Annotated in this window: 18 protein-coding genes; all 18 read left to right on the top strand. The window is 61.0% G+C overall.

The genetic code is table 11. From position 1 onward, the window contains the following. Positions 1-67 precede the first annotated feature (67 nt). The 18 genes from mlaD to ACQ4WM_RS20030 all read left to right on the top strand — a co-directional run bounded on the left by mlaD (position 68) and on the right by ACQ4WM_RS20030 (position 13,773). Entirely contained in the window at positions 68-538 is a 471-nt protein-coding gene (gene mlaD / locus ACQ4WM_RS19945; protein ID WP_308925834.1) for an outer membrane lipid asymmetry maintenance protein MlaD, read from the top strand. An 11-nt stretch (positions 539-549) separates the two neighbouring features. Further along, entirely contained in the window at positions 550-1,374 is an 825-nt protein-coding gene (locus ACQ4WM_RS19950; protein WP_436548402.1) for an MlaA family lipoprotein, read from the top strand. A 99-nt stretch (positions 1,375-1,473) separates the two neighbouring features. Further along, positions 1,474-2,112, top strand: a complete 639-nt coding sequence (locus ACQ4WM_RS19955) for an MlaC/ttg2D family ABC transporter substrate-binding protein (RefSeq protein ID WP_436548403.1) — start codon at positions 1,474-1,476, stop codon at positions 2,110-2,112. A gap of 44 nt (positions 2,113-2,156) precedes the next feature. Continuing rightward, complete coding sequence (locus tag ACQ4WM_RS19960) at positions 2,157-2,504, top strand: STAS domain-containing protein (RefSeq protein WP_436548404.1); 348 nt, start codon at positions 2,157-2,159, stop codon at positions 2,502-2,504. A gap of 199 nt (positions 2,505-2,703) precedes the next feature. After that, complete coding sequence (locus ACQ4WM_RS19965; protein WP_436548405.1) at positions 2,704-3,621, top strand: ABC transporter ATP-binding protein; 918 nt, start codon at positions 2,704-2,706, stop codon at positions 3,619-3,621. Next, positions 3,618-4,379, top strand: coding sequence for an ABC transporter permease (locus ACQ4WM_RS19970; RefSeq protein WP_436548406.1), 762 nt, complete (start codon positions 3,618-3,620; stop codon positions 4,377-4,379). The genes ACQ4WM_RS19965 and ACQ4WM_RS19970 overlap by 4 nt, the downstream gene beginning before the upstream one ends. 49 nt (positions 4,380-4,428) lie before the next feature. Further along, a complete protein-coding gene (locus ACQ4WM_RS19975; RefSeq protein WP_436548407.1) occupies positions 4,429-4,665 on the top strand; it encodes a BolA family protein in 237 nt (78 codons plus the stop codon). Positions 4,666-4,668: 3 nt separating this feature from the next. Beyond that, the gene (gene murA, locus ACQ4WM_RS19980; RefSeq protein ID WP_436548408.1) at positions 4,669-5,919 is read left to right on the top strand and encodes a UDP-N-acetylglucosamine 1-carboxyvinyltransferase; all 1,251 of its coding nucleotides are present in this window, start codon (positions 4,669-4,671) and stop codon (positions 5,917-5,919) included. A gap of 11 nt (positions 5,920-5,930) precedes the next feature. Next, a complete protein-coding gene (gene hisG, locus ACQ4WM_RS19985; RefSeq protein WP_426075622.1) occupies positions 5,931-6,596 on the top strand; it encodes an ATP phosphoribosyltransferase in 666 nt (221 codons plus the stop codon). 37 nt (positions 6,597-6,633) lie between these two features. Then, the gene (gene hisD / locus ACQ4WM_RS19990) at positions 6,634-7,956 is read left to right on the top strand and encodes a histidinol dehydrogenase (protein WP_436548409.1); all 1,323 of its coding nucleotides are present in this window, start codon (positions 6,634-6,636) and stop codon (positions 7,954-7,956) included. Continuing rightward, complete coding sequence (locus ACQ4WM_RS19995) at positions 7,953-8,849, top strand: DNA-methyltransferase (protein WP_436548410.1); 897 nt, start codon at positions 7,953-7,955, stop codon at positions 8,847-8,849. The genes hisD and ACQ4WM_RS19995 overlap by 4 nt, the downstream gene beginning before the upstream one ends. Before the next feature lie 30 nt (positions 8,850-8,879). Then, positions 8,880-9,974, top strand: coding sequence for a histidinol-phosphate transaminase (gene hisC, locus ACQ4WM_RS20000; RefSeq protein WP_436548411.1), 1,095 nt, complete (start codon positions 8,880-8,882; stop codon positions 9,972-9,974). Between the two features lie 20 nt (positions 9,975-9,994). Beyond that, positions 9,995-10,585: an imidazoleglycerol-phosphate dehydratase HisB gene (hisB, locus tag ACQ4WM_RS20005; protein WP_436548412.1), complete on the top strand. Its 591-nt coding sequence runs from the start codon at positions 9,995-9,997 to the stop codon at positions 10,583-10,585. A gap of 48 nt (positions 10,586-10,633) precedes the next feature. After that, positions 10,634-11,272: an imidazole glycerol phosphate synthase subunit HisH gene (gene hisH / locus ACQ4WM_RS20010; protein ID WP_436548413.1), complete on the top strand. Its 639-nt coding sequence runs from the start codon at positions 10,634-10,636 to the stop codon at positions 11,270-11,272. Between the two features lie 59 nt (positions 11,273-11,331). Next, positions 11,332-12,132 carry a 1-(5-phosphoribosyl)-5-[(5-phosphoribosylamino)methylideneamino]imidazole-4-carboxamide isomerase gene (gene hisA, locus ACQ4WM_RS20015; RefSeq protein WP_436548414.1) on the top strand — a complete coding sequence of 267 codons (801 nt, stop codon included), beginning with the start codon at positions 11,332-11,334 and terminating at the stop codon, positions 12,130-12,132. 58 nt (positions 12,133-12,190) lie between these two features. Then, positions 12,191-12,952 carry an imidazole glycerol phosphate synthase subunit HisF gene (gene hisF, locus ACQ4WM_RS20020; RefSeq protein ID WP_436548415.1) on the top strand — a complete coding sequence of 254 codons (762 nt, stop codon included), beginning with the start codon at positions 12,191-12,193 and terminating at the stop codon, positions 12,950-12,952. Positions 12,953-12,982: 30 nt separating this feature from the next. Then, positions 12,983-13,405 carry a phosphoribosyl-AMP cyclohydrolase gene (hisI, locus tag ACQ4WM_RS20025; protein WP_436548535.1) on the top strand — a complete coding sequence of 141 codons (423 nt, stop codon included), beginning with the start codon at positions 12,983-12,985 and terminating at the stop codon, positions 13,403-13,405. Further along, a complete protein-coding gene (locus ACQ4WM_RS20030) occupies positions 13,402-13,773 on the top strand; it encodes a phosphoribosyl-ATP diphosphatase (RefSeq protein ID WP_436548416.1) in 372 nt (123 codons plus the stop codon). Before hisI ends, ACQ4WM_RS20030 begins: the two co-directional genes overlap by 4 nt. The last annotated feature ends 15 nt before the right edge of the window (positions 13,774-13,788 follow it).

Here is a 13,788-nt window from a genome sequence, read left to right on the forward strand (position 1 = left end):
TCGTAAGAGCAAGAAAATCAGCCTCCTGCGCAGGGGGCGGCAAGTAAAAAATTATTTAGGATTGTTTATGCAACGTAAATCTCTGGATGTCTGGGTAGGCTTGTTCGTCTTGCTGGGCGTGGCGGCAGTGATGTTTCTGGCATTTAAGGCTGGCAACATGAGTTCGCTGTCTTTCACCGATACGTATACTATTACGGCAAAGTTCGACAATATCGGCGGCCTGAAACCGCAAGCACCCGTCAAGGGCGCAGGCGTGGTGGTCGGCCGGGTGTCGGAAATCGTGTTTGACGACAAGACGTATCAGGCACTGGTGAAGCTGGACATCGAAGAAGGTTATAAATTTCCGAAAGATAGCTCGGCCAAGATTTTGACGGCTGGTCTGTTGGGTGAGCAATATATCGGCCTGGAAGCGGGCGGTGACGAAGCAAACCTGGCAGAGGGCGACAAGATTGCCCGCACTCAATCGGCCACGGTGCTGGAAGACCTGATCAATCAGTTCATCTACAGCAAGGCAGCAGACGGCAAGGACAGCAAATGAGCGAGTCAAACATGAATACTGTAACAAATGCGGGCCGTATCGCCCTGGTCATGGCAATTGCCGCCACCCTCAGCGCTTGCGCCAGCAGCGGCAACCCGCGCGACCCGCTGGAGGGTTACAACCGTGCCATGTTCAAATTCAACGACAAGGTCGATGAAGTGGCCTTGAAACCGGTGGCGACTGCTTACAAGAACGTGCTGCCATCGTTCGTGCAGACCGGCGTGAGCAATTTCTTCGGCAACTTGTCCGATGTCTGGAGCGCCGCCAACAACTTGCTGCAAGGCAAGGGCGAGGCGGGCTTGCAGGACATCGTGCGCGTCTCCATGAATTCGACGTTCGGTATCCTCGGCCTGATCGACATCGCCTCGCAGGCGGGCGTGCCGAAGCACAATGAAGACTTTGGCCAGACCCTGGGATGGTATGGCGTCAGTTCGGGTCCTTACGTGGTGCTGCCGCTGATGGGTCCGTCGACCATGCGCGACACCGTCGCCCTGCCGCTCGACGTGGTGGGCGATCCATGGCGTTACAAGGATCCGACCAATGTGCGCAATATCGGCACCGTCACGCGCGTGATCGACAAGCGCGCTTCCTACCTCGACGCCACCAACCTGATGGAAGCGGCGGCGCTCGACCGTTACCAGTTCGTGCGCGACGGCTACCTGCAGGCGCGTGAAAGCAAGGTTTCCGACGGCGGTAACAGTCGCAGTGACGAACCGGCGCCAAAGAACGACAGCAGCGCCATCAATGAGCAAGACAACATGAATGCGGCGCCGGCCGCCGCTGACGCGGTAACATCTGGTAGCAATACTGTTGCCACCGGGACCACGACGCAATAGTAGACTAGCGTTACGCATTGTCATTTACCCTGCGCTACAGGCGGTGTTCCACAGTGAATACCGGCCTGCGCATGGCACGATCACCTGAAAGGTAGAACCATGAAATTGCTGAAACAACTGCTCGCGATGGCCACCATCGCTTTTGCCACTGCCACCCAGGCCGCCGCGCCTGCCGCTGAAGCGCCGGATGCGCTGGTCAAGCGCATCAGCCAGGAAGTGATCGACACGGCCAAGGCCGACAAGGGCATCCAGGCTGGCGATATCAATCGCGTCAACCAGCTGGTGGAAACCAAGATCCTGCCGTACGTGGACTTCCAGCGCATGACCTCGCTGGCCGCCGGCCGTCACTGGCGCACCGCTACGCCGGACCAGCAGCAGCGTCTGTCGGCCGAGTTCCGCACCCTGCTGGTGTACACCTACGCCGGTGCGCTGTCGCAAATCAAAAATGAAACCGTGGACTTCAAGCCGCTGCGCGCCAGCCCGGATGACACCGATGTGGAAGTGCGCTCGCAGGTGAACGTGGCCCGTGGCGAACCGGTATTGCTGAACTACCGCGTGGCCAAGTCGCCTACCGGCTGGAAGATCTATGACATCAATGTGATGGGTGCCTGGCTGGTGGAAACCTACAAAAGCAGCTTCAACAGTGAAATCAGCAAGGGTGGCATCGACGGACTGATCAAGACCCTGGCCGATAAAAACAAGGCCCTGGCCTCGCGTCCTGTCGCCAAAACCAAATAATCGGCTATCATATAGCTCCGATCCAGCTCCAGCGCAGCCACGCCATGCCAGACCCTCTAGATACCTTGCAGTCCCTGACGTCACTGACCGTGCACAACGCCACCCTGGCGTTGGAGCAGGGCATGGCGGCAATCCGCTCGGGCCAGACCAGGTTTGACTTGCGCAACGTGAAAGCCGTCGATTCGGCGGCCGTCTCGGTGATGCTGACGTGGCAGCGCGCGGCGCAGGAAGCAGGCGCCGTGCTGGAGCTGAACAACCTGCCGACCAACCTGAAAAACCTGACCAAGCTGTATGGCGTGTGCGCGCTCGTGTCGAGCACGCTGTCGGCCGAGGACTGTGGCACTGCCGGCGCCCACGCCGCGCGCAGCCCGTCCGACCTGCATCATCATTGATCCTGTCCCGCTCCCCGCATCAGCAGTAGTTATCAAGCCGGCCGTGCCAGCGCGCCGCCGGACTGATCTCCAAGTGTTCCACGAATTTTCCAACTATAATTGACTGTTGCGCCACCTTCAAAAGAAGACGGCGCCCGGCACCGGCCTGTCGGCCTGGCTTTACTCCGGCAAGCGGCGCATCACATCAGAACACAAGCACATGACCGCAATTCAAATCACGAATGTCGAAAAGAGCTATAAATCGCTCAAGGCGCTGGGCGGCGTCTCGCTGGAGATCAAGGAGGGCGAATTTTTCGGCCTGCTCGGTCCCAACGGCGCCGGCAAGACCACCCTCATTTCCATTATCGCCGGCCTGATACGGCCGGACGCAGGCAGCGTCACCATTCAGGGCCACGACGTGGTCAAGGACTTCCGCAATGCGCGCCGCAGCGTTGGCGTGGTGCCGCAGGAACTGGTGTTCGATCCCTTCTTCACGGTGCGCGAGACCTTGCGCCTGCAGTCCGGCTATTTCGGCCTGCCCAACAACGACAAGTGGATCGACGAGGTGATGGAAAACCTCGACCTGACCAGCAAGGCGGACACCAATATGCGTGCGCTGTCGGGCGGCATGAAGCGCCGCGTGCTGGTGGCCCAGGCGCTGGTGCACAAGCCGCCGGTGATCGTGCTCGACGAGCCGACCGCCGGCGTCGACGTGGAACTGCGCCAGACTTTATGGAAATTTATCTCGCGCCTGAACCGCGAAGGCGGCCACACGGTGGTGCTGACCACCCACTACCTGGAAGAGGCGCAAGCCATGTGCCAGCGCGTGGCCATGCTGAAAAGCGGCAAGGTGGTGGCGCTCGACACCATGTCGGCGCTGATCCGCCGCATCGCCGGCTCGCAGCTGCAAGTGCACCTGCAGCACGGCAGCCTGCCGGCCGATTTGCGCCACCTGGTGCTGCACCCCGAAGAGCCGCAGGCGCCGAACAAGTTCAGCCTGCGCGTGAACGACTACAGCGAAGTCGAACAGATCCTGGCCCGCCTGCGCGAGTCGGGCGCCGTGATCGATGAAATGCAATTGCAACAAGCTGACCTGGAAGATATCTTCTTGCAGATCATGGATAAAGGTACCGTATGATGTCGTCAGGCTTTCGCACCCTCGTCTATAAAGAGACCTTGCGCTTCTGGAAAGTGGCGACGCAAACCGTGGCCGCCCCCGTGCTGACCTCGATGCTGTACCTGCTGGTGTTCGGCCATGTGCTCGATGGCCGCGTCGAACCGAGTCCCGGCGTCAGCTACACCGCCTTCCTGATTCCCGGCCTGGTGATGATGAGCGTGCTGCAAAACGCGTTCGCCAACTCCTCGTCCTCGCTGATCCAGTCGAAGATTACCGGCAACCTGGTGTTCGTGCTGCTGACCCCCTTGTCGCACTGGGAAATCTTTTCGGCGTATGTACTCGCTTCGGTGGCGCGCGGCCTGGCGGTGGGCCTGGGCGTGTTCGTCATCACCTGCTGGTTTGCCGACCTGTCGTTCGTGGCGCCGTTGTGGATCATCGTGTTTGCCTTTCTGGGCGCTGCCCTGCTGGGCACCATGGGCCTGATCGCCGGCATCTGGGCCGAGAAATTCGACCAGCTGGCCGCCTTCCAGAACTTTTTGATCGTGCCGGCCACGTTCTTGTCGGGCGTATTCTATTCGATCCACTCGCTGCCACCGCTGTGGCAGACGGTGTCGCATCTGAACCCCTTCTTCTACATGATCGATGGCTTCCGCTATGGCTTCTTCGGTACTTCCGACGTCAATCCGTGGCTGAGCGTGTCCATCGTCGCCGGTTTCCTGGTGATCCTGGCGTTCGCCTCGATCCGCCTGCTGAAAAGCGGTTACCGCCTGCGTCATTAATACGCATTAATACTATCTACGACCCAATTCAAATCTCCAAGGACTTATCGTGACCACCACGCCAGAACTGATCCACGGCTACCTGCAGGCCGGCCTCGAATGCACCCACCTCGAAGTGGAGGGCGACGGCCAGCACTTCCAGGCCGTCATCGTCTCGCCGCAATTTGCCGGCAAGCGTTTGATTCAACGCCACCAGATCGTCTACGCGGCGCTCGGCGACCGCATGCGCGAGGAAATCCACGCGCTGTCGATGAAAACCCTGACACCTGAAGAATACCAAGGATAAGCAATGGACAAGCTCCTGATCAACGGCGGCAACCGCCTGAACGGCGACATCGCCATCTCCGGCGCCAAGAACGCCGCCCTGCCCATCCTGTGTGCGGGTCTCCTGACCGCCGGCGACCTGGAACTGTCGAACGTGCCGCACCTGCACGATGTCGCCACCATGCTCAAATTGCTGGGCCAGACTGGCTTGAAAGTGCAGCAGGACGGCGACCGCGTGGTGCTCAATGGCAGCGCCATCACGACCCTGGAAGCACCGTATGACCTGGTGAAAACCATGCGCGCTTCGATCCTGGTGCTGGGCCCTCTGCTGGCACGCTTCGGCGAAGCGAAAGTGTCGCTGCCGGGCGGCTGCGCCATCGGTTCGCGTCCGGTCGATCAGCATATCAAGGGTTTAGAGGCGCTGGGCGCCGAGATCCGCATCGAAGCGGGCTATATCTACGCCAAGTGTGCCAAGCTCAAGGGTGCGCGCATCGTCACCGACATGATCACCGTCACCGGCACCGAAAACCTGCTGATGGCAGCCACCCTGGCGCAGGGCGAGACCGTGCTGGAAAACGCCGCCTGCGAGCCTGAAGTGACCGACCTGGCCAACCTGCTGGTGGCGATGGGTGCGAAGATCGACGGCATCGGCACCAGCCGCCTGGTGATACAGGGCGTGGCCGAGCTGCATGGCGCGGCCCACGCGGTGATACCCGACCGTATCGAAACGGGCACCTTTTTGTGCGCGGTGGCGGCCACCGGCGGCGATATCACCCTGCGCAATGTGCGCACCGACATCCTTGACGCAGCGCTCGACAAACTGCGTGCGATGGGCCTGACGATGACCTTTGGCGCCGACTGGATCCGCGCCGAAATGTCGGCACGTCCGAGTCCGGTCAGTTTCCGCACCACCGAATACCCGGGTTTCCCGACCGACATGCAGGCGCAGTTCATGGCCGTCAATACGCTGGCCAACGGCGCCAGCCGCGTGACCGAAACCATTTTTGAAAACCGCTTCATGCACGTGCAGGAGATGAACCGCCTGGGCGCCGATATTACGATTGAGGGCAATACGGCCATTATCGCCGGCGTCAAGCAGCTGCGTGGCGCGCCCGTGATGGCGACCGACCTGCGCGCTTCGGCCTCGCTGGTGATCGCCGCCCTGGCCGCCGACGGCGAAACCCTGATCGACCGCATCTATCACCTCGACCGCGGCTACGACCGCATGGAAGTGAAGCTGTCCGCGGTCGGCGCGAACATCGTGCGCATCAAGTAAAAGGCAAGAACATGAATGGTTTGAACAAGGACTCGCAGCTGATCCTGGCGCTGTCAAAGGGCCGTATTTTCGACGACACCATGCCGCTGCTGGAAGCGGCCGGCATCCGCGTGCTGGAAAACCCGGAAACCTCGCGCAAGCTGATTCTGCCAACCAATGACCCGAACGTGCGCGTGATTATCGTGCGCGCCAGCGACGTGCCGACCTATGTGCAGTATGGCGCAGCCGACTTCGGCGTGGCTGGCAAGGACGTGCTGCTGGAACATGGCGGCGAAGGCCTGTACCAGCCGATCGACTTGAATATCGCCGCCTGCCGCATGTCGGTGGCGGTGCAAGCCGGCTTCGACTATGAAAAAGCCGTGCACCAGGGCGCGCGCCTGCGCGTGGCCACCAAGTTCGTGCACACGGCGCGCGAGCACTTTGCCGCCAAGGGCGTGCACGTCGACCTGATCAAGCTGTATGGCTCGATGGAACTGGCGCCGCTGGTTGGCCTGTCCGACGCCATCGTCGACCTGGTCAGCACCGGCAGCACCCTGCGCGCGAACAACCTGGTGGAAGTCGAACACATCATGGAAATCTCGTCGCGCCTGGTGGTCAACCAGGCGGCCCTGAAGCTCAAGCGCGAGCGTTTGCAGCCGATTATCGAAGCGTTTGAACGCGCCTCGCAAGCCAAGTAACACGCTAACACGCACCGGGACAAGCAGGAAGATCATTATGCCGATACAGATACGCAAGCTCGATTCAAGCCAGGATGGCTTTCAACAGTCGCTCGATACGCTGCTGGCGTTCGAAGCCGGTACCGATGACGCGATTGAAACGTCGGTGACCAAGATCCTGGCCGATGTGAAAACGCGCGGCGACGCCGCCGTGCTGGAATACACCAATCGTTTCGACCGCATCCCGCATGGCGGCGCGGCCGAAATGGCAGCCTTCGACATCTCGCAAGCCGAACTGCAATCGGCGCTCAATGGCCTGCCATCGGCCCAGCGTGAAGCGCTGCAGATCGCCGCGCAGCGCATCCGTGTGTTCCACGAGCGCCAGCGCGACGAGCTGAAAGGTTTTAGCTATACCGAAGCGGACGGCACGGTGCTGGGCCAGAAGATCACGCCACTGGACCGGGTCGGCATCTATGTGCCGGGTGGCAAGGCCGCCTACCCGTCGTCGGTGCTGATGAATGCGATTCCCGCCCATGTGGCGGGGGTGGCCGAGATCATCATGGTGGTACCGACTCCCGACGGCATCAAGAACCAGATGGTGCTGGCCGCCGCCGCGATTGCCGGCGTGACGCGCGTGATCACCATCGGTGGCGCACAGGCGGTCGGCGCCCTGGCCTACGGCACGCGCACGATAGCCGCCGTCGACAAAATCGTCGGCCCCGGCAACGCCTATGTGGCCGCCGCCAAGCGCCGCGTGTTCGGCATCGTTGGCATCGACATGATCGCCGGTCCGTCGGAAATTCTGGTGCTGTGCGACGGCAGCACCGACCCGGACTGGGTGGCGATGGACCTGTTTTCGCAGGCCGAGCACGACGAACTGGCCCAGGCCATTTTGCTGTGTCCGGACGCCGGCTACATCGCGCGCGTCGAGGAAAGCATCGCCAGGCTGCTGCCGACCATGCCGCGCCAGGCCACCATCAGCACCTCGCTGCAAGACAGGGGCGCGCTGATCAAGGTGCGCGACATGGAAGAAGCGTGCGCGATTGCCAACAACATCGCCGCCGAGCACCTGGAAATTTCAGCGGAAAACCCGCAGCAGTGGGCCGATCGCATCAACCATGCGGGCGCCATGTTCCTCGGCCGTTTTTCGTCCGAATCGCTGGGCGACTATTGCTGCGGTCCCAACCACGTGCTGCCGACTTCGCGCACGGCGCGCTTTTCGTCGCCATTGGGTGTATATGACTTCCAGAAGCGCTCGTCGATCATTCATGTCAGCGAAGCGGGTGCACAAACGTTGGGCAAAGTGGCCGCTACGCTGGCCTATGGCGAAGGCCTGCAGGCGCACGCACGCAGCGCCGAACTGCGCCTGAAGCCGCAATGATATCGCCGGCGCCAGCGCAGGACTGGATCAACCGGGTCTGGTGCGAAGACGCGCTGGCCGGGCTGGCGCGCATTCCCGATGGCGCGGTCGACCTGATCCTGACCGACCCGCCGTACAACCTGGGCAAGGATTACGGCAATGCCTCGGATCAGCAGTCGGCAGCCGATTACCTGCGCTGGACCGAACAGTGGATCGATGCGGCGCTGCCCAAGCTGAAAGCCAATGGCAGCCTGTATATTTTCACCACCTGGCGCAATTCGCCCGAGATCTTCGTGATGCTGAAACAGCGCATGACGATGATGAATGAAATCATCTGGGACCGGCGTGTGCCGTCGATGGGCGGCAGTGTGCGCAGCTTTTCGTCGGTGCATGACACGATCGGGTTTTTTGTCAGGCGCAAGGATTATTACTTTGACCTCGACGCGGTGCGCATCGCGTATGACGCGGCGACAAAAAAGGCGCGCTCACGCTCGATCTTCGTCGGTGCCAAGTGGCTGGAATTGGGCTATAACCCGAAAGATTTGTGGAGCGTGTCGCGCCTGCACAAGGAGCATCCTGAACGGGCCGACCATCCGACCCAGAAGCCCTTGGTGATTATCGAGCGCATGGTGAAAGCGTCGTGCCCGCCCGGTGGCGTGGTGCTTGACCTGTTCATGGGCAGCGGCACCACGGCGCTGGCGGCCAAACGCTGCGGGCGCGATTTCGTCGGTTTTGAACTGAACCCCGATTACTGCACGATTATCGAACAGCGGCTGGCGGCGCAGGAGCAGGAGCAAGAGCAAGAAATTTCAGCCGCACCGGCGAAAAAGAAAGCCGTCACCCGGCCTGCCGCCAAAAAAACCGCAGCCAGGAAACCCCGCCGCGCCGTGGTGCCGGAAGACGCAGCAGTTTAAATTTTCATTCAAGTCAGGAGTGTTTGCAGCATGTCTTTCCTCGATCAGTTAATCAACAACACGGTGCGTGCCGATGTGCGTGCCGTCAACAGCTATCAGGTGGCCGACGCGGGCGGCTATCTCAAGCTCGATGCGATGGAAAACCCGTATCTGCTGCCGCTACCGTTGCGCGAAGAACTGGGTACACGCCTGGCCGGCTCGGTACTGAACCGTTATCCGCACTCGTACGAGAGCCTGAAAGCAGCAGTCTGCAACAAGCTCGGCGTGCCGGCTGGCCATGACGTCATTCTCGGTAACGGTTCCGATGAACTCATTTCGATGCTGGCGGTAGCCTGCGCCAGCCAAGCGCCGGCGCCGCGTGCCGTCATGCTCGCGCCGGTGCCAGGCTTCGTGATGTATGCGCGTTCGGCACAGTTTGCGGGCATGGATTTCGTTGGCGTGCCGCTCAACGACGATTTCAGCCTGGACCTGGACGCCATGCTGGCGGCCATCGAACAGTACCGGCCAGCGCTGGTGTTCCTGGCTTACCCTAATAATCCGACCGGCAACCTGTTCGATGCGACCGATATCGAGCGCATCATCACTGCCCTCGGTGACACCGGCATTGCCGTGCTCGACGAAGCGTATGAACCATTCGCGCAGCAGAGCTTCATGGGGCGCCTGCCCGAGTTTGCCAACCTGGTGGTGATGCGCACCGTATCGAAGCTTGGCCTGGCCGGCATCCGTCTCGGTTATATGTCGGCCGCGCCAGCCTTGCTGGAACAATTCGAGAAAGTGCGCCCGCCATACAACGTCAACGTCCTGACGCAAGTGGCGGCCGAGTTCGTGCTGGACCATCTTGACGTGCTCAATGCCCAGGCCGCCTTGCTGAACCGCGCACGCGATGAGCTGGCCGCCAGGCTGGCAGCGCTGCCCGGCGTGACGGTGTTTCCATCGAAGGCAAATTTTCTCCTGATTCGTGTGGCCAACGCCGACGATGTTTGCGCCAAACTGCTTGCCCGCCGGGTTTTAATCAAAAATATGAGTAAAATGCACGCTGTGCTAGCCAATTGCCTGCGTGTCAGCGTCAGTACTCCCGAAGAAAACACCCTTTTTTACGATGCCTTCCAGGCATCCCTCGTTTAGCCTATCGCCAGAGTCCCCTCATGAACCGCACCGCAGATATCACGCGCAATACCAATGAGACGCAAGTTCGCGTCGTCATCAACCTCGACGGCACCGGCCAGCAAAAGCTGGATACCGGCGTGCCCTTCCTCGACCATATGCTGGACCAGATCGCCCGCCACGGCCTGATCGACCTGGACATCACGGCGACGGGCGACGTGCATATCGACAACCACCATACGGTGGAAGATGTCGGCATCACGCTGGGCATGGCGTTGGCCAAGGCGATCGGCGACAAGAAGGGCATCCGCCGCTACGGCCACGCCTATGTGCCGCTGGACGAAGCGCTGTCACGCGTGGTGCTCGACTTCTCGGGCCGCCCGGGCATCGAATACCATATTCCGTTTACGCGGGCGATGATCGCCGGCTTCGACGTCGACCTGACCCTGGAATTTTTCCGCGGCTTTGTCAACCACGCGGGCGTGACCCTGCATATCGACAACCTGCGCGGCACCAATGCCCACCACCAGTGCGAAACCGTGTTCAAGGCCTTTGGCCGCGCACTGCGGATGGCCGCCGAGCTCGACGAGCGCGCGGCCGGCATCATTCCATCGACCAAGGGCAGCCTGTAAGCGCCGGCCTTGCATCGTTTTCATCGATTTTCAGACTGAATAAAACACATGAACAAGATTGTGGTGGTGGATTACGGCATGGGCAACCTGCGCTCGGTGGCGCAGGCGCTGCGCGCCGTGGCGCCGGAAGCGGACGTGCGCATTTCGGGCCTGGCGCAGGACATCGACAGCGCAGACCGCATCGTGCTGCCGGGCCAGGGCGCGATGCCTGACTGCATGCGCAGCCTGCGCGAATCGGGCGTGATGGAAGCGCTGCTGCGCGCCGCTGACAGCAAGCCGGTGCTTGGTGTGTGCATCGGCGAGCAGATGCTGTTCGATGGCAGCGAAGAGGGCGATGCGGCCGGACTGGGCTTGTTGCCCGGCAAAGTCGTGCGTTTCCAGCTCGACGGCCAGCTGCAGGAAGACGGCTCGCGCTTCAAGGTGCCGCAAATGGGCTGGAACCAGGTGAAACAAACGGCGCCGCACGTCCTGTGGGACGGCATCGCCGACGATGCCTATTTCTATTTCGTGCACAGCTATTTTGCTCAGCCTCAAGAGGCAGCCCATACTGTTGGCCAGACTATCTACGGCCAGCCGTTCGCGTGCGCCGTTGCGCGTGATAATATTTTCGCTACACAGTTCCACCCTGAAAAAAGTGCTGCCGCCGGTTTGCAGCTGTACCAGAACTTCGTTCACTGGCAACCCTGACCTTGACCGTTGCTTTCCCAGAACCTTTTGCTACTCACTCACCTTAAACCACACTGACCATGCTGCTTATTCCCGCCATCGACCTGAAAGACGGTCACTGCGTACGCCTGAAACAAGGCGATATGGAACTTGCCACTGTATTTTCCGAAGACCCGGCTGAAATGGCCCGCCATTGGCTGATGCAAGGCGCGCGGCGGCTGCATCTGGTCGACCTGAACGGCGCGTTTGCCGGCAAACCGAAAAATGAAGGCGCCGTCAAGGCCATCCTGAAAGCCGTGCAGGATTTCGCGGTAGAAAACGATATCGACGAAATCCCGGTGCAGCTGGGCGGCGGCATCCGCGACCTCGATACCATCGAGCGCTACCTGGACGCCGGCATCAGCTACATCATCATCGGCACGGCGGCCGTGAAAAGCCCGGGCTTCCTGCATGACGCCTGCAGCGCCTTCCCCGGCCATATCATCGTCGGCCTGGACGCCAAGGATGGCAAAGTGGCCACCGATGGCTGGAGCAAGATGTCGGGCCATGAAGTGATTGACCTGGCGAAAAAATTCGAAGCTTATGGCGTCGAGTCGATTATCTATACCGATATCGGCCGCGACGGCATGATGGGTGGCATCAATATCGACGCCACCGTCAAGCTGGCGCAAGCGGTGAAAATTCCCGTGATCGCGTCAGGCGGCCTGCATAACCTGGGCGACGTCGAAGCGCTGTGCGCGGTGCAGGACGAAGGCATCGAAGGCGTGATCTGCGGCCGTTCCATCTACGAAGGCACGATCGACCTGGCCTCGGCGCAACTGCGCGCCGACGAGCTCAGCGGCGACATCGAACCTGATACGGACGCTGGCACCGAGGCATAAGGCAGCACGCCGGGGCGCATGCGTCCCGGTTTTCTTGTGGCGACAATCTGGATTAATCATGCTTGCAAAACGAATCATCCCCTGCCTGGACGTGACCAATGGCCGCGTCGTCAAGGGCGTCAATTTCACCGAACTGCGCGACGCCGGTGACCCGGTGGAAATCGCGCGCCGCTATGACGAGCAGGGCGCCGACGAAATCACTTTTCTCGACATCACGGCATCGAGCGACAACCGCGGCCTGATCTTCCACATCATCGAAGCGGTCGCCTCGCAGGTATTCATTCCGCTGACCGTCGGCGGTGGCGTGCGCGTGGTCGACGACGTGCGCCGCCTGCTCAACGCGGGTGCCGACAAGGTCAGCATCAACACCTCGGCCGTGACCAATCCGCAACTGGTGTACGAAGCGTCGCAAAAACATGGCTCGCAGTGCATCGTGGTGGCGATCGACGCCAAGCAGGTGGCGCCGGGCAAGTGGGAAGTATTTACCCATGGCGGGCGCAACGCCACCGGCCTCGACGCGTTCGAATGGGCGCGCAAGATGGAAAGCCTGGGCGCCGGTGAAATTTTGCTCACCAGCATGGACCGTGACGGCACCAGGATCGGCTTCGACCTGGGCCTGACGCGCGGCGTATCCGACGCCGTCAGCATTCCCGTGATCGCTTCGGGCGGCGTGGGCGGCTTGCAGGACCTGGCCGATGGCATCAAGCTGGGCCGCGCCGATGCGGTGCTGGCCGCCAGCATCTTTCACTATGGCCATCACACGGTGCAGGAAGCCAAGCGTTTCATGGCGCAGCAGGGCATTCCGATGCGCCTGGTTTAACAGGATAACGATAATATGCAGAACGGAACTATGGTCGCAAGCAATGCAAAGTGGCTGAAAAAGGTCAAATGGGACGAACACGGCCTGGTGCCCGTGATCGCGCAGGAGGCGGGCAGCAACGATGTGCTGATGTTCGCCTGGATGAACCGCGACGCGCTGTCGCGCACGGTGGAACTGGGCGAGGCCGTCTACTGGAGCCGTTCGCGCAAGAAGCTGTGGCACAAGGGCGAGGAATCGGGCCACACGCAAAAAGTGCTGGAAATCCGCCTCGATTGCGATGAAGACGTGATCTTGCTGAAAATTGAGCAGACCGGCGGCATCGCCTGCCATACCGGCCGCCATTCCTGCTTCTTCCAGAAGTTCGAAGGCGATGAAAAGACCGGCGAATGGCAGATCACCGAACCGGTACTGCAAGACCCCGACACCATTTACCCGCAAGCGAAGAACAAATGAGCGACACCCTGAAACGCCTGGCCGCCGTGATCGAATCGCGCAAGCTGGCCAATGGCGGCGACCCGGCCACCTCCTATGTGGCGCGCCTGTTTGCCAAGGGCGACGATGCGATCCTGAAAAAAATCGGTGAAGAAGCGACGGAAACCGTGATGGCCGCCAAGGATGCGCGGCGCGACAACGATCCGTCCAAAGTGCTGTACGAATGCGCCGACCTGTGGTTTCATACGCTGGTCATGCTGGCCCAGTTCGAGCTGACGCCGCAGCAGGTGCTCGATGAACTGGCGCGCCGCGAAGGCCTGTCTGGCCTGGAAGAAAAAGCCGCGCGCAAGGATGAGCTGCGCGACGCCGGCGAAGCGGACAAACACTGACCAACCCTGGAGCAT

This window comes from Janthinobacterium longum, assembly GCF_051380735.1.
In the GTDB taxonomy this organism is placed as follows: domain Bacteria; phylum Pseudomonadota; class Gammaproteobacteria; order Burkholderiales; family Burkholderiaceae_D; genus Janthinobacterium.